The sequence below is a fragment of the Pseudaquabacterium rugosum genome (assembly GCF_038066575.1).
GTDB classification, from domain to species: Bacteria; Pseudomonadota; Gammaproteobacteria; order Burkholderiales; family Burkholderiaceae_C; genus Pseudaquabacterium; species Pseudaquabacterium rugosum.
Map to the genome: position 1 here is coordinate 201,246 of NZ_JBBUTF010000009.1, position 17,450 is coordinate 218,695.

Sequence of the window (17,450 nt, forward strand, 5' to 3'; positions counted from 1 at the left end):
CGCCCGCCACGGCCCGTCCGGTCGACGGCCCCAAGACCGCCTCATGCTGCGCCGACTCGATCTCCTGTCCGACCGCTTCCGGCGCAGCGCACTGGCGCTGCCGCTGTCCATCGGCCTGGCCGTGGCCGCCCTCGGCTTCAGTGAATGGGCATTCCGCTCGTCCAGCGTGCGGCTGGAGGACACGGTCGAGGTCGGCCGGGCCCGCATCGAGACCCTGCAGGTGCTGCAGCTGCTGAGCACGCTGGAAAGCAGCCAGCGCGGTTACCTGCTGACCGGGCACCGCGACTATCTGCTGCCCTACGAGGCCGCCGTGGCCGCCCTGCCGGTGCACGAACGGTCGCTGCGCGACTGGCTGGTGGCCGGCGATCTGGAAGAGGCGCTGCCCCAGTGGCAGGCCCTGGTCGACTGCGCCGCGGCCCGCGTGGCCGAGACGCGCGAGGTGCTGCGCCTGCACGACAGTGGCGAGCCGGCGCGTGCGCGCGAGCTGGTGATGACCGGCATCGGTCGCGACCAGATGGATGCGGCGCGGCAGGCCGCCGACGCGCTGCTGCAGTCGCTCAACCTGCACATCCGGGAACGCCTGGACGGCATCCAGCGCACCTTCGTCTTCGGCCGTGCCGGCGTGGCCGCCCTGGTGCTGGCCAGCCTGCTGGCGCTGGCCCTGTTCCTGCGCGTGGCGCGGCGCTATGACCTGGCGCGCGAGGCCCAGCAGCAACAGCTGCAGCAGGAGCGGGATTCGCTGGAGACCCAGGTGGTGGACCGCACCGCCGAGCTGACCGAACTGGCCCGCCACCTGGAGACCACACGCGAGGACGAGCGCGCCCGCATCGCCCGCGACCTGCACGACGAACTCGGCGCACTGCTGACCGCGGCCAAGCTGGATGTGGCGCGCATCCGGCCGGGTCTGCAGCAGCAGGCGCCGCAGCTGCTGCCGCGGCTCAACCACCTGATCGAACAGCTGAACGCGGGCATCGCGCTCAAGCGCCGCATCATCGAGGACCTGCGCCCCAGCACGCTGGAGAACCTCGGCCTGCAGCCCGCACTCGAGATCTGCTGCAGCGAGGCCGCGGCACGCATGGCCCTGCCGGTGACGCTGGACTTCTCGCCGGTGCGCCTGGGCCGCGGTGCGGAGCTGACGGTCTACCGCATGGTGCAGGAATCGCTGAACAACATCGCCAAGCATGCGCAGGCCCGGTCGGTGCGGGTGTCGGTGCGCGCCGATGGCGAGCAGGCCGAGGTGTGCATCCGCGACGATGGTTGCGGCTTCGACCCCTCGCGGCTGCCACGGGCCACGCACGGCCTGCTGGGCATGCGCTACCGAGTGGCGGCCGAGCGCGGCACGCTGCACATCGACAGCCGGCCGGGGGCAGGCACGACGATGACGGCCCGACTGCCGCAGCAGACCGACGCCGGTGCGCAGGACCCGGCCGGGCCACCCGACGACGGCGCGGCCGGTGGAGATGGCCCGGTGGGCGCACCGCCCCACGCCTGAGCCTGCCGGAATCGTCCGACAGCCGCATGCGCGGGCGGCCCGCACGATGGCCGTGATCGGCCTCCTACAGTGGACGTCATGCGATGAGCCCCACCGGAATCAGGAGAAGCCCGATGCGCCCTGCCCTGCCCGCAGCCGATTCGACCGCCGTCTATGCCGCCGTCTGCATCGCCGCCGTGCTGGCGGTGCCCTGGCAGCCCGGCCCGGCGCCGCATCCCGCGCCGGCCATCGCCGTCGCGGCGGCCACCCCGTCGTCGACCGGTCCGGCGGCCGATCTGATGACGCTGGCCTTCCCGCTCAACGCCCACAGTCAGGATCTGGCGCTGCTGCCCGCACGCCCGTGACGACGAGCACGGCGGCGGCGACGGCGGCCTGAAGCCGGCCGCGCCGGACCCGTCAGGACAGCGGCCTGGGCGGCCACAGGAAGGTCGAGGGCGACCGGCGCAGGCGCTGCCACAGGCTGCGGCGCAGGCTGTCCTTCTCGCGCACGGCGATGCCCCGCGCCCGCAGGGCCATCCACAGCGCCAGCGAGAAGCTGACGACCAGATTCAGGGCCCCCGTGACGACGATGCCCGCCACACACCACCAGAAGGCCGGCTGCGCCAGCGCCGCGGTGCCCAGCGTGCCCACGGCCGCGGCCAGCTGGCCGGTCGACAGCGTGACGTGGCGCACTTCGATCGGCAGCGTGAAGAAGCTCAGCAGCACCGGAACCAGGCCCAGCATCAGACCCAGTACCAGATTGGAGACCACGTTGTTGATGTTGCGCCGCCACCAGACCGACCACCGCTGGGCCCGCGCACTGCCGAGCCGCGCGACGATGCCCGGGTGACGGGCCAGCGCGCTGTCGAGCCGGTGGTAGTTGAAGGCGTTCTCCACCCAGCCCGCGGCCAGCGCGCCGCCGAACAGCAGCACCCCGGTGAAGGCCGCGTACAGGGGCGTCGGGCCCAGCAGCGACAGGCTGTGCAGCACACCGTGCGCATGGGCCTCGTCGATCAACGGCCGCCCCATCACCCACCAGGCCAGCGCCTGCACCACCAGCACCACCGGAATGACCATGCCCAGATTGCCGATCACGCCGGCCATCTGGGAGCGCACCAGCAAGGCGATCTCGTCCACGAAGGTCTCCTGCGCCTGGGCCCGGGCCTCGCCCCGGCCGGCCTGCACCCGGCCCAGGCTGGCGGCCAGCGCGGGCGCGGTCATCGCCGGCTGCTTGGTCGCCACGGTCCAGTGCAGCAGGAAGATGACGAGAAAACTGAGGGCATAGTTCAGGCCCGCGGCCACGCCACCCCAGAACGGACTCATGCCCAGCGCCATCAGGCCGAACTTGGCGAAGGTGGTGCCGGCGATCACCAGCCCGCCACCGGCGGCCTGACGCATCAGCGCCTGGTACTCGGCCCGGTCACGCGCCAGATAGTGCTCGCCGATGAGGGCATGGCGCTCGGCCATGCGGCGGGCGAGCAGCGCATGGTGCTGTGCCAGCAGGCTGCGCAGGCCACGTCGCTCGCGCACGGCATGGCCGAGCTGGTCCAGCAGCACGACGAACTCACGCGCCGGGTGCTGCGCCAGCAGCAGGTTGAGCACGGACTCCAGCCGGGCCAGGCGGGCCTGCAGCTGGTCGAGGTCGAACAGCAGGCCGGCGGAGACGCCGCGTGCGCCGAGCGACCCCCGCACCGTGTCGGCACGGTCATGGCACCGCTGCAGCACGGCCCGCAGGTAGTTGGCCTGCGGTAGCACGGCCTGACGCGCATCCGGCGCGTCCGGCAGATCACGTGCCGGCCCGGCGGCCTGCGCCTGCGTCTGGGTCAGGGCCTGGGCGCACCGCATCGCGTCCACATGGTCCTGCACCGCGCGCTGCAGCTGGTCGAAGGGATCGTCACCCGCATCGAGCGGCGCCATGCGCAGACGCAGCTCGCTGCTCATCGCGCCGGCCCGGATCGACGCGGCCAGCCAGGACAGCGCCTGCAGCATCGGTGCCTGCCAGAGCGCGCCCGCACCGGCCGGCGTGCGGGCCCCGGCGGCCCCGGCCATCGCCCCCCGCCGGCCCTCGCCGCGGCGTGGCGCCTGGCCATCGTTCACGCTCAGCGGCAGCACATCCTCGATCGTCGGGGCGACCAGGGCCGCCTGCGCCAGGCCTGCCGTCTGGCTGAACAGCTGCTGCAGCCGCACCAGCAGCACGTCGTCCATCTCGGCCATCCAGCCCGGCTGGCCTTCCATGCCGACCATCATGGTGTAGAGCACGGCCGCGTCCCGCGTCTCGGGTGTCTGCGGCAGCAGGCGCAGGCGCAGGCGGCTCATCAGTTCGGCGCCCAGGCCGCGGTGGGCGGAGAAGCCCGGTTCGGCGAACAGCGCGGCCGTGTCGTTGTCGGTCCACACCCGGTGCAGCAGGCGCACCACGCGCTCGCGCAGCTCGGGCTGGCGGTCCAGCAGGTTCAGCAGATGGCGCAGGCGCAGCACCGGATACGGGGTGCCGCGCTCACCGCGCTGGGGACCGCCATGGGTCAGCCAGCGCCACAGCTGCAGCAGCCAGACGTTGCAGTCGGCCAGCGGCGCATCGGGCCGGGCGGTCTCGACCAGTCCGGCCAGGTTCCAGGTGTCTCGTGTCGTCATGCAGAACTCTCCAGAAATGAGGTGCCGTCCGGCCGCCAGGGCAGGACGGCCTGGCCACCTGCGGTGCGACACGGCACGCGCAGCGTGGAGAACCGGGGGGCAGGGGCCGCGGCGGGCGGCGGCCAGGCGGCGCTCAGACCCGGGCGGCGCCCGGCAGCGGCGCGGGATGGGGCGCGAGGACGGGCAGGACCGGCCATCCGGCATCGGCGATGCCGGCCCGGGCTGCGGACGGCACCGGCACCGGTGCCTGCGGCTCCAGCGCGGCATCGGCCCGCCCGGGCACGGCCAGCACGCGGCTGCAGTTGCGGCCCTGGCGCTGGGCCTGGCGCAGCGCCAGCGTGGCCGTGGTCAACAGCGCCAGGCCCCGGTCATCGGCCGGCCCGGACGGCTGCCAGCAGGCCACGCCCACGCTGACCGTCAGCGGCCGGGCGGTCGGCGGCCGGCGCGGGATCAGCCCGCCCGCGGCCTCCGCCACGATGCGGCGGGCCATCGCGCGTGCGCCGGCCTCGCTGGTCTCGGACAGCAGCAGCACGTGGCCATCGTCACCGTGGCGCAGCAGCAGGTCCGTGGCCCGGCGGGCGATGCCACGCAGTTGTCCGGCCAGCGCGTCCAGGCAATGGCGGGCACCGTCGGTGCCCTGCTGCGCGGCATGGCGGTCCAGATGGTCGACACGCACCCACAGCAGGGCCATCGGCCGCTGCACGCGGCGGGCCCGGGCCACTTCAAGGTGCAACTGGCCGATCAGGGCGTCGGAGGGCAGCGGATCGACCGGCTCACCGGGCGTGGCGGCCGCCAGGCGCTCGGCCGGCGGGGCCACAGGTGGGGCCGCAGGTGGGGCCGCAGGTGGGGCCGCAGGTGGGGATGCGGGCGGGAATGCAGGCGCCACCGGCCCGGACCGCACGAGCCGGACCTGCGGCGGCACCACGGACGGCGCCTGGATCGGCGGGGCCGGATCGCGACGGGACGGCACGCCCGGGCGCTGCAGCAAGGACAGCATCATGGCCAGCCGGGCGCGCAGCAGATCCGCCCCCGCATCGCGCGGCAGCCAGGCCAGCACCCCGCAGCGGTGGGCGAACACCTCGTCGAGCAGATTGGTGCCGGTGCCCACGCCGACCACCGGCGTGGCCGGATGCACCGAGGCCCGTCGCCACAGCGTGGTGAAGGCCCGCAGCGAGGCCTGCGGCAGATCGTCGCTGACCAGGATCAGGTCGGCGGGCTCCTGGGCATCGGCGGCCGCGGCCTCGCCGACGCTGCAGGCCAGCCGGAAACGGGCCATCGGCCCGAGCTGGCGCAACAGCACCTCGGCGCGGATGCGGTCGTTGTCGATCAGCAGCACCGACAGGCGCGGCACGGGGCCGGCGTCGGCGAGCAGACCGCTCAGGCGTGCACTGCTGGTGTCGAGCTGACCCATGGCGGGCGTCCTTGTCGGCGGGGCGGCGGTGGCGTGCCACGGACCCTTGCCGCTCAGGATCCGCACCACGGTCACGTCCGGTCGCGGCGCGGATGGGCCGCAGGCCCCCCGCCGCCGCGCCAGGATGCGACGTCTGTCCCCCATGGTGCCGGGCGCGACACGGCGCCGCTGTCGGCCGGACCGGGCTACGGCTGTCGGAATCGTCCGACACGGCGCCGGTCGGGGCGCCCCGTCAGGCCACCGGCTCGTCCTCGCCGATCTCGGCGGCGATCTCCAGCAGCTGCTCGGCGCTCGGCCGGTCCCAGCCCTCGCCGTAGCTGGCGTCACCGAAGAAGCGCAGCATCTCGTGGCGCACCATCGGGTGCTGCCAGCCGCTGGTACCCAGGCGCTTGATGATGGACGGATGGGCGGCGCGGCCCTGCAGCGCGTCGAGCAGGCTCTGCTCCAGGTCCCGCTGGGCGTCGGAGGACAAGGCCTCGATCGCGGCCGCGCAGCGCTCGTGCGCGCGGCGCGTCCACTCCTGCTGCCAGCGGGCGCGGCGGCGGGCCGTGGCCTCGCGCAGCACGGCCTGGGCCAGCGGATCGGCCGCACCGGCCGCCGCGGCATAGCTCCCGCTCGGGCCGGCCGGATGGCCGACGGATGCCGCCGCACGGGCCTGGGCCTCGGCCGCGGCCTGCGCCGCCTCGGCGGCACTCTCGCTGGCGCGGGCCTGGCGCTCGGACTCGGAGACCAGCAGCGCGCGCAGATAGCGCAGCGGATCGCGCAGCGGCTCGGGGAAGGCGGTGGTCAGGCGGCGCTCCAGCGTGTCGAGCGCGCGGCGCATCGCGTCATCGCCGTGCTCCTGCAGCAGCGGCTCCATCGATTCCTCGGGCACGCCCAGCTGCTGGCCGCGGGCCACCAGCGCCATGTCCACCGGCTGCGCCGAGCGCGAGGGCGCCACGTAGGCCTGCTTCTTGGCGCCGATGCGGAACTGGATCTCGTCGACGCTGCGGCCCTGCTTGTGCTCGATCAGCTCGATGTCCAGATCGGTGATGGCCGTGACCTCGGCGATCGCCGGCTTGAGCGTGTCGCGCTTGAAGATGCGGTATTCGAGCTTGGCCGTGCGCTCGGACGGCGGATTGCCGGTGAGCACCGGATGCCACCAGCGCCAGGGCTGGCGCGCGGTGCGGCCGACATCGCGGTAGCGGGTGCAGATCTCGTAGAGCACCACCGCCGGGTGGCTGCGCAGCTGGCTGATGACCTCCAGCCGCAGGCGGGCGAAGACGGTGGGCTCCAGCAGTTCCTGCTTGAGGTTGACCGCATACGACCACTCGACCCAGACCTGGCCGCGCTCCTTGCTGAGCTTGGCATGGGCCAGCAGGCCGCTGACGTTCCAGCTCGCGCCCTCGCCGGTGGTCGGCGACTGCCATTCGACGGTGGTCGAGACCATCGCGCGCAGGTGCTTCTTGATCAGGGCGTGGTCGTTGCTGTCGAACTCCAGGCCCTTGACCACCGAATCCAGCGGCGCGCGGAACACGTCCTTCTCCAGCCCCTGCTCCTGCGCCTGATAGAGCAGCACGTTGTAGCTCTTGCGGCCGAGCGTGGTGATGCGGGCGGACTTCGGGACGATGGCCAGGGTGTTGACGGCCTTGCGCAGCGGGTGACGCTCGTCGGGCGCGGCTTCGGCCACCGGCAGCACCGGAGACAGGACAGGAGAGACGACGTCGTCGGCCACCGACGACGCCGCATTACGTGAGAGCTTGCGCGCCATCGAAGCATGTTAAGCCATCGGTGAGTCGCGCTCTCACCTTGGAAGCGTCAAGGCGCAGGCCCCTGCGTTCCCGTTTCTTCTCACCTTTGGGCCCCGATCGCCGGCCAGCGGGGTCCGCAGCCGGTCGGTCAGCGGAGAACTTTCGGGATCCAGGGTCCGGCGGCTCCTCCCGAAAGTTCTCCACCCGGTCCGTGAGAGCGGAGAACTTTCAGGAATGACCGGGCCGGAGCCCCCCCGACGGGGCGCGGACGGCCTTCCCGGTGTGACATCCGACCGCCCGGACACCCCATGGGGGCACAGGGAAGGCCGGTTCCGGGGGGTGGTCACCGGTCTGGTGGGCTGCCACAGCCCATTTCGAGCGGGAAACGGGGGGATGCACCCGCATTTTTGCCGGTTCACCCCCCTGCCCGGGCTCCATCACCGGGCCTCGGGGCGGATCTTCCCGAAAACCCTCACCTGTGGCCCCCTCCAGGAGGGCCACAACCCCCGCATCCCCTCATCTGCGTTCCTGAAAGTTCTCCACTGGCTACCGTGTGCGCTCCGGTCCCTTCCTGCGCAAGCTCCGGGAGATCCCGCATCCACTCACCATCCACACGGCAAGTCATTGTCATCATTTAAGAATCCGGCGCTTAAAGGTATTTAAGGGATTGAAGAACTCAGACTCCTTGAACCCGCGGACCTGAGACTTTCACCCCAACCCCCAGCGCTTCGCGCCCTTGACTGAAAACCGCTCAGGTTGGCGTTTTTCGTCAAGGCTGCCGTTAACATCCCGGCATGGACACCAAGATGAACCCCACCGCCCTGCCCCAGCCCCGGCGGATCAGTCTGGCCGACATCGCGGACCAGGCCGAACGTGCCGTGGCGATGATGGAGCAGATCCGATCGGCGATGCTGGCCCCGACCCAGCGCAAATCCGCCCCCAGCTTCAGCCTGAGCCAGCTGGCCGCGCTGCTGGGCGTCGAGAAAGGCTCGGTTTCGCACCGTCTGAGCAAGGGCGATCTGCCGGCCGGCCGCCTGAATGCCGCCGGCAGCCGCCGCGAGTTCACCCTGCAGGAGACCCGGCAATGGGTCCGCGAGTACCGGCGGGACCGCCTGCGGCCGGCTGGCGCCGAGGCCGTCACGATCTCCATCGGCAACTTCAAGGGCGGCGTCTCCAAGACGACCTCGGCGGTGACGCTGGCCCAGGGCCTGTCGCTGCTGGGCCACCGCGTGCTGGTGATCGACACCGATCCTCAGGGCTCGCTGACCACGCTGTTCGGCATCCTGCCCGACACCGAGGTCGGCGAAGAGGACACCATCCTGCCGCTGGCCATGGGCAGCGAGACCTCGATCCGCTACGCGATCCGCCCGACCTACTGGGACGGCATCGATCTGGTGGCGGCGGCGCCAGTGCTGTTCGGCGCCGAATTCGCGCTGCCGGCACGCCAGACGCAGGAGCCCGGCTTCGAGTTCTGGCGCGTGCTGGACCTGGGCATCGACGACGTGCGCGACGAGTACGACGTGATCGTCATCGACACGCCACCGGCGCTGTCCTACACGACGATCAATGCCTTCATGGCCTCGGACGGCATCATCATGCCGCTGCCGCCCAATGCCCTCGATTTCGCGTCGGCCTCGCAGTTCTGGAGCCTGTTCTCCGATCTGGCCGGTGAACTGCTGACCAAGCGCGGGCTCGACAAGGAATTCGACTTCATCCACATCCTGCTCGCCCGGGTGGACAGCGCGGATGCGGCCAGCGCCGTGATCCGCCAGTGGATCGGCCAGACCTATGCGGAGAAGGTGCTGCCGGTCGAGATCCCGAAGACCGCGGTCACCGGGGTGGCCAGCGCCGAGTTCGGCACCATCTACGACGTCTCGCGCTACGACGGCAATGCCCGCACCTTCAAGCGGGCCCGAGATGCCTACGACAGCTTCATCGGACAGATCGAGGGCTCGGTGCGTGCCGTCTGGGCGCGCCAGACCGGGGGGGTGGTGTTGAACGGTTCAACAGGCCTGGCGGCAGGCCCGGGCAAGGCGGCTGACAAGGCCAAGGAGGCACGTCGATGAGCAAGAAGCTGGCTGCCAAGGCGAGCCTGATCCAGTTGCCGCCGCTGGCCCGCGGCACCGACAGCGCCGGAGGCCCGGCCGGCGCAGCCCGCACCGGGCTCGGCGCCGCACGGGGTGCCGGGATGGTGGGCGGCGCCGCGGCGGCGCCCGTGGCGCCGACCGGCGTGGCGGCGGCGGTCCTCGCCGGGGCCGCCGCCGTCAGCGGGATCGACGCTGCGGTGAGCACCGGCCGCCTGGCCGACAGTGTCACGCCCGGCCTCGGCGCCCCGCTGTCGCCGGCGGGCGGGCCGGCCACCGGATCGGCCGACGCGGCCGCTGGCGCCGCGGTGGCCGCGTCGGCCGGTGCGCTGGGGCCCGGCGGGACGAAGGCCGGCGCGATGCTGGGCGAAGGGCGTCCGAAGACCGCGCCGGGATCGATGGCCTTGTTCATGGCCTCGCAGTCGGCCGCGGTCAAGGAAGCCGAGGACCTGCGGCAGAAGCTGCGCCAGTTCGATGGCGCCCAGCCGGTGCGTGCCATCGACCCGCGGCGCATCCGTCCGTCGCGCTGGGCCAACCGCCACGCCGATGGCCTGGCCGACAAGGCCTTCGAGGAGCTGCGCAGCGACATCGCCGCCAACGGCGGCAACGTGCAGCCGATCTGCGTGCGGGCCCTGCCCGCCGGCACGGCCGACGCCGACTACGAGCTGGTCTACGGCCACCGGCGCCACCGCGCCTGCCTGGATCTCGGGCTGTCGGTCCAGGCGATCATCTCCGAGGTCGACGATCGCGGTCTGTTCGAGGCGATGGAGCGCGAGAACCGCGCCCGCAAGAACCTGAGCGCCTGGGAGCAGGGGATGATGTACCGCCGCGCGCTCGACAGCGGCCTGTACCCGTCGCAGCGCAAGCTGGCCGAGGCCATCGGTGTCGATCTGGCGCTGGTCTCCAAGAGCCTGGCGCTGTCGCGTCTGCCGGATGCCGTCATCGCGGCCTTCCCCTCGCCGCTGGATGTCCAGTTCCGCTGGGCCCAGCCGCTGGGCGACGTGCTGCAGCGTGATCCTGAAGGCCTGGTCGCCCGGGCCAAGCAGCTGTCGGCACAGAAGGGCGCCCTGACCGCACGTCAGGTGCTCGACGGTCTGTTGCACCAGGGCGGGCTGGCCACGGTGCGCAGCGCGCCGCGTCCCGAGATCCGCATCGGCAAGGCCGGCCGGGGTGCGGTGCTCGGTCACGACGAAAGCGGTCGTGCGATGCTGCGCTTCGATGCGGGTGTCCTGACCGCTGAACGCGAGCAGGCGCTGATCGAGTGGTTGCAGGGCGCGCTCGGCGCCAACCGCTGAGCGTTCGGATCCGGGGGCGCGACGTGCATCGCGCCCCGTCATGGCCGCGGGTCGGGATTCGGTATCCGGCCTCTGGCATCAGGCATCCATCAGCGTGCAGGTCGCGCGCATCACGGCGACGACACAGGGGAGCGATCGGATGGTCCGACGCTCCCCTTTTTCATTCGTCGGTGATCCTGGAGGGGGAAGGGATCATTGCCATCGGGCGGGGCGGAGGTCTGAGCCCGGCGCCGTGCCGTGCTGCGTGGACGGACCACCTCCGAAGTGCACGGACCGGTCGTGCAGACCGGCATCGTGTCCGGTGCCCCGGGGTCGGGTCAGGATTCGGACGATCCGCCAGAGGGGTGTTGAACGGTTCAACACCCGCGCGGCCGATGGTCGGCCATTGCGCTTCGCGGTCGCGACCGGTGTGGGCGTCATCCCCCGCCATGCGCTTACCCGCGGCTGAGCCCTCACCGTTGTCGTGGGGCGATGTCGACGGTCTGGCGATGCCGTGGCCCGCGGGAGGTGTGGAAGTCGGTCGATGGGGCGGCAGCGGGTCCCAGGCCCAGGCCTACGAGGGTGTGTCGCCCACACGCGATTCGATCCGATGACCGTCTGTGAAGGTGTCAGAACCGAATGGCTTCCGTGGATCCCACAGCTGCTCGGTCGCCATTGGATCCGGGCAGTCCGGTCAAGTCACGTCGCGGGTGGATCGGATCGGGGCAGGGGCCACGGACGAGGGCCTGTCCCGACGGGTCTGCTGGCAGTTGGGCATTCTGTGCGCCGATGATCGGATCCGTCGGCGGCAACGGCAACGGCAACGGCAACGGCAGCGGCAGCAGTGGCGGTGGCGGTGGCGGTGGCGGTGGCGGTGGCGGTGGCGGTGGCGGTGGCGGTGGCGGTGGCGGTGGCGGTGGCGGTGGCGGTGGCGGTGGCGGTGGCGGTGGCCGCAACTGTGTCTGCGGAATGCTGAGCATGGAATGGGGTCCCTGGTGGAGGTGCCAGCCCTGTGCTGCAGACCTGCGCAGAGCGTCGGCCCTGGCTGGGACGATGGTGATCTGCTGAAGGCATCGCCATCGCCATTGCCTGCACCCGCACCCACTGATACCGTGACATGAATCCACCTCGACCTGGATCGAATCTCCGGGCCCATTCCGGGCCTCGCGGCTGGCACCACATCCACGGCGCCTCCAGCTCTGCCAGGGTGTTGAACGGTTCAACACCCCTCGCAACGGCAGGTCGTCTGGACAAGAGAATTCACTGGCCAGCGTTGTACCGGAGCCCCTGGATCCGTGCCGAGGCACACCGGATCTGCAGCGTTCTGACCCGTGGACTGATCGCCTCCCGCCGTCAACCACCGCCAGCCGTCCCCGTCCACCACCAGGAAGCTCGCTCCAGTTCCTCTCCTGTACCTGCCTTCGGCGCCTTGCTTTCAGCCGTCTACCGTCAGGAGCAGGAGCAGGAGCAGGAGCAGGAGCAGGAGCAGGAGCAGGAGCAGGAGCAGGAGCAGGAGCAGGAGCAGGAGCAGGAGCCGCGGCGGGGTGCGGTCGGCGGTTCGGTATTGATCGGGACGATCGAGCGTGACCTGGGCTTCACGCCCCCGGCGCATCGGAGCGACCCCGGTGTCCACCACCGTGATCCAGCGATCCGGTCGCCCGTCCGCACAAGGGGCGGCCCCGATCGCGCGCGACCCGATCCAGCGACTGCGAGCCGCCGTGCAGTCACGTCAACGCCGTGCGAATCTCCCGTGGCGGGGTGTTGAACCGTTCAACACCCCACAAGCACCCCACCAACACCACCGTCCGGACCTCTCGCTGCAGGACCCGACGACGATGCAACGGCCGCCCCACCTGCACCTGCAGCCCGCTGGATCTCAGCCCAGCGCCCATTGACGCCGACGGGCGCCACGGGGCCAATGCCGCCAGCCCTGTGCCTGCTGGATCTGCTGGCGAGGGGTGCCGATGGCCAGATGGTGGTGCAGATGGACGCGGCGCAGCCAGCGGGTACCGGCCTGGGCCAGCCGCCGTGCGGCAGCGGGATCCTGTGGGCGAACCCAGTCGGCACAGGCCTGGAAGGCCTCGCGCAGCAGCTCTCGCAACCGGGCCGTGCCCGGCCACGACGGGCCGTCGCCGATCGGGTGGCCGCTGGGGGCCCCGGTGTGGGGCAGGCCGGTGTGAGGTCGAGGATCGGCCCCGGGCCGGGGTGGCATGGCCGTCTCGGTCCTCGCCGTGAGGAGGCCGGACTCGGTGGAAAGACCGCGTCCCGTGGTGGCCACCGCCTGCAGCAGTCCGGCCCGGCGTTGCATCCCGGCGCCTTCTCCTTCTGTCAGCTGCGCGATCCAGGCCTCGACCCAGCCCCAGTCGGCCAGCAGGGTGGGGCGGTCGATCGGATCCGGCCCGGTTTGTGGCCGGGCAGCCGCGGTCGGCCGGGCTTCGCGCTCAGGGATCGCGTCGTCTGCGGCCAGGTCGGCCCAGGGGTTGTCCGTGCGCAGGCCTTCGCGCTGCAGCCAGGCGCACAGGGCACGCAGGATGTCCTGGGCGGCCTGCAGCGAGCGGGGGCCGAGCGGGCCCTCCAGCGGGCGCCAGTGGGCTGACCACCGGGGCGTGCCGCGCGGGGCGGTCCACTCGGCCGGCGGGGCGGACAGAAAGGCCAGATAGCGGGCGCAGTCCGCTGCGGTCAGGCCGGACAGGCCGCCTGCAGGCTGGGTCCGTGCCCACATCAGCCAGCGCTCGGCTTCTCGGCGATAGGCGCGCCAGGTGTGGGAGCCCGGTTGGTGGTTCTGCAGCCAGCGGGCGATCCAGGTGGCGTCCGGTCCGTCTTCCTGTATCCACTGCGCCTGAGGGGTGCGTGCAGGGGCGGAGCTGCCCGGCGTCCGGTCCGTGCGCGAGCCGGAGCGGGGCCCCTGACGGGTCAGTCCGGCCTCGGGCGGCAGGTCGCCCAGGCTGTCGCGGTGGGTCCACCACCAGTGGGTGATGCGGGCGGCGGTGCGGGGGCCGATGCGCTGCAGCGACCGGTGCCAGTGCAGGCCGCGTTGGCCGATCCAGGCCTGGAGCGCGGCCAGCGAGCTCAGACCGGCGGCCAGCAACCGCCCGGCGAGCGGGGCATCGAACCAGCGCAGCGGGCTGTCGGTGGGCTGGGGGCGGGCCGGCGCGGCCCGTTCCAGCGTCTGCACGGCGGCCACCAGGCGCTCGCGCAGACGCTGCCGGCGGCGGGCGCTATCGCGGGCGTCCGGGCGGCCGTGGATCTGGGCATACAGGGCCTGCAGCTCGGCTTCGCTGTAGAAGTCGGGCGGCTGGCTGGCGGCGAAGGTCTCCAGGCTGGGGACGGCCGGGCCCCGTTCGGCGATCGCGTCCGGGTCACGGCGCAGCAGCACGGCCAGGTCCGGGCGGCCCAGGCCGCGTGCGGCCGTGCGCAGCTGCTCCAGCAGCCGCTGCAGTTCGCTGCGCACCTGCCGTGCGTCCACCGGGCCTTCGGGTGCCAGATAGCGGCGCCAGGCGGCGCCGAGATCCAGCCCTTCCGCCCAGCTGCGGACGAAGGCGGTCTGTGCCGCGCTGAGCCCGCGGGGGGCGTTCCTGGCGCTGGACGGCGCCGTCAGCCGTCGGGAGGCGGGCGTGCGGCGGGGGGGTGGTGGGGCCAGGGACTCGTCGGACACGGGGGCGCGTGGGGTTGCGCGTCGATGGGCCCGGCGGCCGTGTCCAGCGTGCGGTCACAGGGCCGGATGGCCTGTCCTGACCGTGGTGCAAGTGCTTGTCAGCCGGGCGAATCGCGCGCCAGGCCGTGGGGCAGGGCGGTTCGTCGGGCCGAATCATATACCTTGATAAGTGACACCCGAAAAATGCCCCGGCCGGGCCTCGTGAGGCACCCTTCAGGTCGATGGACGACTCAGATGGCCGTCGGGATACGGGTGGGCGGCGGGAAGCGGCGGGTGCGGGGACTTGTCGGACACGGGGAGCGCGTGGGTTCGCACGTCGACGGGCCCGGCGGCCGTGTCCAGCGTGCGGCCACAGGCCACAGGGCGCCTCACGGCGACGCCCCGCAGCGGCCCGTGTGCCGCCCGGGCCGCCCCGCCCCGCCCCGCCCCGCTCAGACCGTCAGCTTGAAGCGCGAGACCAGCGTGCTCAGGCGTTGCGCCTGGTCGGTCAGGGCCTGGGTGGCCGCGGCGGTCTGCTCGGCCATCGCCGCGTTGTGCTGGACCATGGTGTCGAGCTGGCCCACCGCATCGCGGGTATGGCCGATGTGGCCCAGCTGCTCGCTCGCCCCGTGCGAGATGGTGTCCATCACGCGGGCCACGTCGTGCACCGAGGCCAGCACCTGCTGGGTCGAGGTGCCGGCGTGGTGCACCTGCTGCGAGCCCTCGGCCACCGTCTGGCGCGATGCCTCGATCAGCTGCTTGACCTCGCGTGCCGCCTCCGCGGTGCGGCGGGCCAGGCCGCGCACCTCGCCGGCCACCACCGCGAAGCCGCGGCCCTGTTCGCCGGCGCGGGCGGCCTCCACCGCCGCGTTCAGCGCCAGGATGTTGGTCTGGAAGGCGATGCCGTCGATCAGGCCGATGATCTCGCCGATGCGGCCCGAGGACGCGTCGACGGCCGTCATCGTCTGCACCGCCAGCTGCACCGTCTGCTCGCCCTGCTGGGCCAGCGTGTTGGCCTCGCCGGCCAGGCGATGGCCTTCGGCCGCCGAGCCGCTGGTGCCGCTCACCGAATCCGACAGGGTCCGCATGTCCTGCGTCAGCTGCTGCAGCGCGGCGGCCGCCTGCTCGGTGCGGTGGCTCATGTCCTGGCTGCCCTGGGCGATCTCGGCGCTGGCCTGGTGGATGGTCTGCGCCGCCTGCACCACGCCGCCGGCCAGCTCGTGCTGGCGCTCGCGCAGCGTCTCCAGGGTCTGCAGCAGGACGCCGATCTCGTCACCGCGCCGGCTGGCCAGCGGGGTGCTCAGATCGAGCTCGGCCAGCCGGCGCGCGGCCGTCGAGGCCTCGTCCAGCCCGCTGCGGATCTGGCGCGTGATGGCCCAACCCGTCAGGCCCGCGACCACCAGCGCGAACGCGGCGCCGCCCAGCAGCACCCCGCCGGCCGAGGCGGCCACCGAGCCCGCGCGCTGCACCAGCGTCTGGGCACGGGCCTCGTTCCAGGCCGACAGCTGCAGCGTCGATGCCGCCCAGCGTGCGTGCAAACCGGCCCACTTCGCGTTGTCGTTGGTGACGGTGGTGCGCAGCCAGAAGGCGATCGTGCCCTCGCCACGGCCGTCGGACTGCTTGCGGGCCTCGTCCAGCACGGCCACCGTCGCCTTGGCGGCCTCCTCACCGGTCTTGAGCAGGGCGAGGGCCTCGGCCTCGTCGAGCAGTGGCCGGGCCTTGCCGATGGCCACCTGCCAGGCCGCCGCCTGGGCCTGCAGCGCCTGCATCCGCGGCACCAGTTCCTCGTGCGGCACCGAGCCCAGGCTCAGCATCTCGGTGCCGAAGCGCAGGGCGCTGCGCTCCATCTCGCGCACCGCCTGGCTGCGCTGGGCGCCGACGCCGGTGATGTCGGCCATCAGGCCGCCGATGCTGTCGAGCCGCTGCCAGGCCAGCGCCGTCAGCGCCAGCAGGATCAGCAGCAGGGTGGCGAAGGCGGCGATCAGCCGCTGGCTCAGGCTCAGCCCGGAACGCAAGGGAAGGGTAGACATCGGTCCTGCACGGCAAGTGACGACACGGGCGCAGGGCGCGCCCGACGGACGTGAGCTCACGTCCGTGGCCGGACTTCGGCTGTCCGGCCGGTCGACTTGAGGACCGAGGCCGATGTTCCGGCACCTCACGTGCCGGATGGCCGCGGGATCAGCCGTCCTGGCCGAAGTCCAGCAGCACCTTGCAGCTCTCCTGAGGATGCTTCTCGGCCAGCGTCAGCGCATCGCCCACGTCGCGGAAGTCGAGGGTGTGGGTGATGATGCGCCCGGGCTCCACCAGGCCGCGTCCGATCCAGTCCAGCACCGTCGGGAACATCGCGCAGTTCAGGCGCGACGCGTGCAGCGACAGCTCCTTCTTCGTCAGCTCCTGCTGCGGGATGGCCGAGGGCGTGGCCGAGAAGCCCAGGATGCCGATGCGCGCGGCCGGCGCGGCCAGGCGCACCGCCTCCTCCAGGATGGACGGGTGGCAGACGGCGTCGAAGATCAGCGTCGGCCCGCCCTGCAGGCCGCGCGCGGCCAGGGCCTGGGCCAGCGGCTCGCGCCGGGTGTTGATGACCTCGTCCTCGCCCGCGCCGCACTGGCGCGCCAGGGCCAGCCGCTCGTCGAGGAAGTCGGTGATGAAGGCGCGGATGCCGTACACCTTCTTGAGCACCTGCAGCACGTTGAGGCCGACCGGACCGGCGCCATAGATCAGCGCCGTGTCCTCGGCCAGCACGCCGGTGCGGTGGGTGACGTTGGCGGCCACGGCGAAGGGCTCGATGATCGAGGCCGCATCGTCGCCCAGGCTGTCGGGGATGCGGTAGGCGTTGGCCGCCGGTGCGCAGACGAACTGGCTGAAGCCGCCGTCGCGGTGCACGCCCAGCACGCGCAGCTGGTTGCAGACGTTGTGGCGGCCGACGCGGCAGGCATAGCAGTGGCCGCAGGCGATCACCGGATCGACCGTCACCCGCTCGCCCAGGCGCGCCGGGTCCACGCCCGCGCCGAGCTTCTCGATGCGGCCGACGAACTCGTGGCCGATGATGCGCGGGTAGACGACGAAGGGGTTCTGGCCGTGGAAGATGTGCAGGTCCGAGCCGCAGATGCCCGCGTAGCGCACGCGCACGCGCACCTCGCCGGCGGCGGGCTCGGGCAGGGGCATCTCGCGCACGGCGATCTGGTGGGGTTCGGAGACGACGACGCTGAGCATGGCGG

General features: G+C 72.4%; 12 protein-coding genes. 5 read left to right on the forward strand and 7 right to left on the reverse strand.

Annotation, left to right across the window (positions count from 1 at the left end):
• Positions 1-43: 43 nt before the first annotated feature.
• Both AACH11_RS12175 and AACH11_RS12180 read left to right on the forward strand, forming a co-directional pair.
• Positions 44-1,492, forward strand: coding sequence for a CHASE3 domain-containing protein (locus tag AACH11_RS12175; protein ID WP_341374501.1), 1,449 nt, complete (start codon positions 44-46; stop codon positions 1,490-1,492).
• A 113-nt stretch (positions 1,493-1,605) separates the two neighbouring features.
• Entirely contained in the window at positions 1,606-1,836 is a 231-nt protein-coding gene (locus AACH11_RS12180; RefSeq protein ID WP_341374502.1) for a hypothetical protein, read from the forward strand.
• 52 nt (positions 1,837-1,888) lie between these two features.
• On the opposite strand, the gene AACH11_RS12185 is transcribed toward AACH11_RS12180, so the two are convergent.
• From AACH11_RS12185 to AACH11_RS12195, 3 genes are all read right to left on the reverse strand, one after another.
• Positions 1,889-4,099, reverse strand: a complete 2,211-nt coding sequence (locus tag AACH11_RS12185; protein ID WP_341374503.1) for a recombinase — start codon at positions 4,097-4,099, stop codon at positions 1,889-1,891.
• 133 nt (positions 4,100-4,232) lie between these two features.
• Positions 4,233-5,510, reverse strand: coding sequence for a diguanylate cyclase domain-containing protein (locus AACH11_RS12190; protein WP_341374504.1), 1,278 nt, complete (start codon positions 5,508-5,510; stop codon positions 4,233-4,235).
• A 232-nt stretch (positions 5,511-5,742) separates the two neighbouring features.
• Complete coding sequence (locus tag AACH11_RS12195) at positions 5,743-7,260, reverse strand: replication initiation protein (protein ID WP_341374505.1); 1,518 nt, start codon at positions 7,258-7,260, stop codon at positions 5,743-5,745.
• A 774-nt stretch (positions 7,261-8,034) separates the two neighbouring features.
• Here AACH11_RS12195 and AACH11_RS12200 point away from each other — a divergent pair.
• The 3 genes from AACH11_RS12200 (at position 8,035) to AACH11_RS12210 (ending at position 11,574) form a co-directional block, all read left to right on the forward strand.
• Entirely contained in the window at positions 8,035-9,306 is a 1,272-nt protein-coding gene (locus tag AACH11_RS12200; protein WP_341374506.1) for an AAA family ATPase, read from the forward strand.
• Entirely contained in the window at positions 9,303-10,619 is a 1,317-nt protein-coding gene (locus AACH11_RS12205) for a ParB/RepB/Spo0J family partition protein (protein WP_341374507.1), read from the forward strand. Before AACH11_RS12200 ends, AACH11_RS12205 begins: the two co-directional genes overlap by 4 nt.
• A gap of 829 nt (positions 10,620-11,448) precedes the next feature.
• The gene (locus AACH11_RS12210) at positions 11,449-11,574 is read left to right on the forward strand and encodes a hypothetical protein (RefSeq protein ID WP_341374508.1); all 126 of its coding nucleotides are present in this window, start codon (positions 11,449-11,451) and stop codon (positions 11,572-11,574) included.
• 459 nt (positions 11,575-12,033) lie between these two features.
• On the opposite strand, the gene AACH11_RS12215 is transcribed toward AACH11_RS12210, so the two are convergent.
• The 4 genes from AACH11_RS12215 to AACH11_RS12230 all read right to left on the reverse strand — a co-directional run bounded on the left by AACH11_RS12215 (position 12,034) and on the right by AACH11_RS12230 (position 17,445).
• Positions 12,034-12,231 carry a hypothetical protein gene (locus AACH11_RS12215; protein ID WP_341374509.1) on the reverse strand — a complete coding sequence of 66 codons (198 nt, stop codon included), beginning with the start codon at positions 12,229-12,231 and terminating at the stop codon, positions 12,034-12,036.
• Between the two features lie 243 nt (positions 12,232-12,474).
• Positions 12,475-14,253 carry a phage integrase family protein gene (locus AACH11_RS12220; protein WP_341374510.1) on the reverse strand — a complete coding sequence of 593 codons (1,779 nt, stop codon included), beginning with the start codon at positions 14,251-14,253 and terminating at the stop codon, positions 12,475-12,477.
• Between the two features lie 431 nt (positions 14,254-14,684).
• Positions 14,685-16,262 (reverse strand): methyl-accepting chemotaxis protein, encoded by a 1,578-nt coding sequence (locus AACH11_RS12225; protein WP_341374511.1) that lies wholly within the window; start codon positions 16,260-16,262, stop codon positions 14,685-14,687.
• A 148-nt stretch (positions 16,263-16,410) separates the two neighbouring features.
• Positions 16,411-17,445 (reverse strand): Zn-dependent oxidoreductase, encoded by a 1,035-nt coding sequence (locus AACH11_RS12230; RefSeq protein ID WP_341374512.1) that lies wholly within the window; start codon positions 17,443-17,445, stop codon positions 16,411-16,413.
• Between the last annotated feature and the right edge of the window lie 5 nt (positions 17,446-17,450).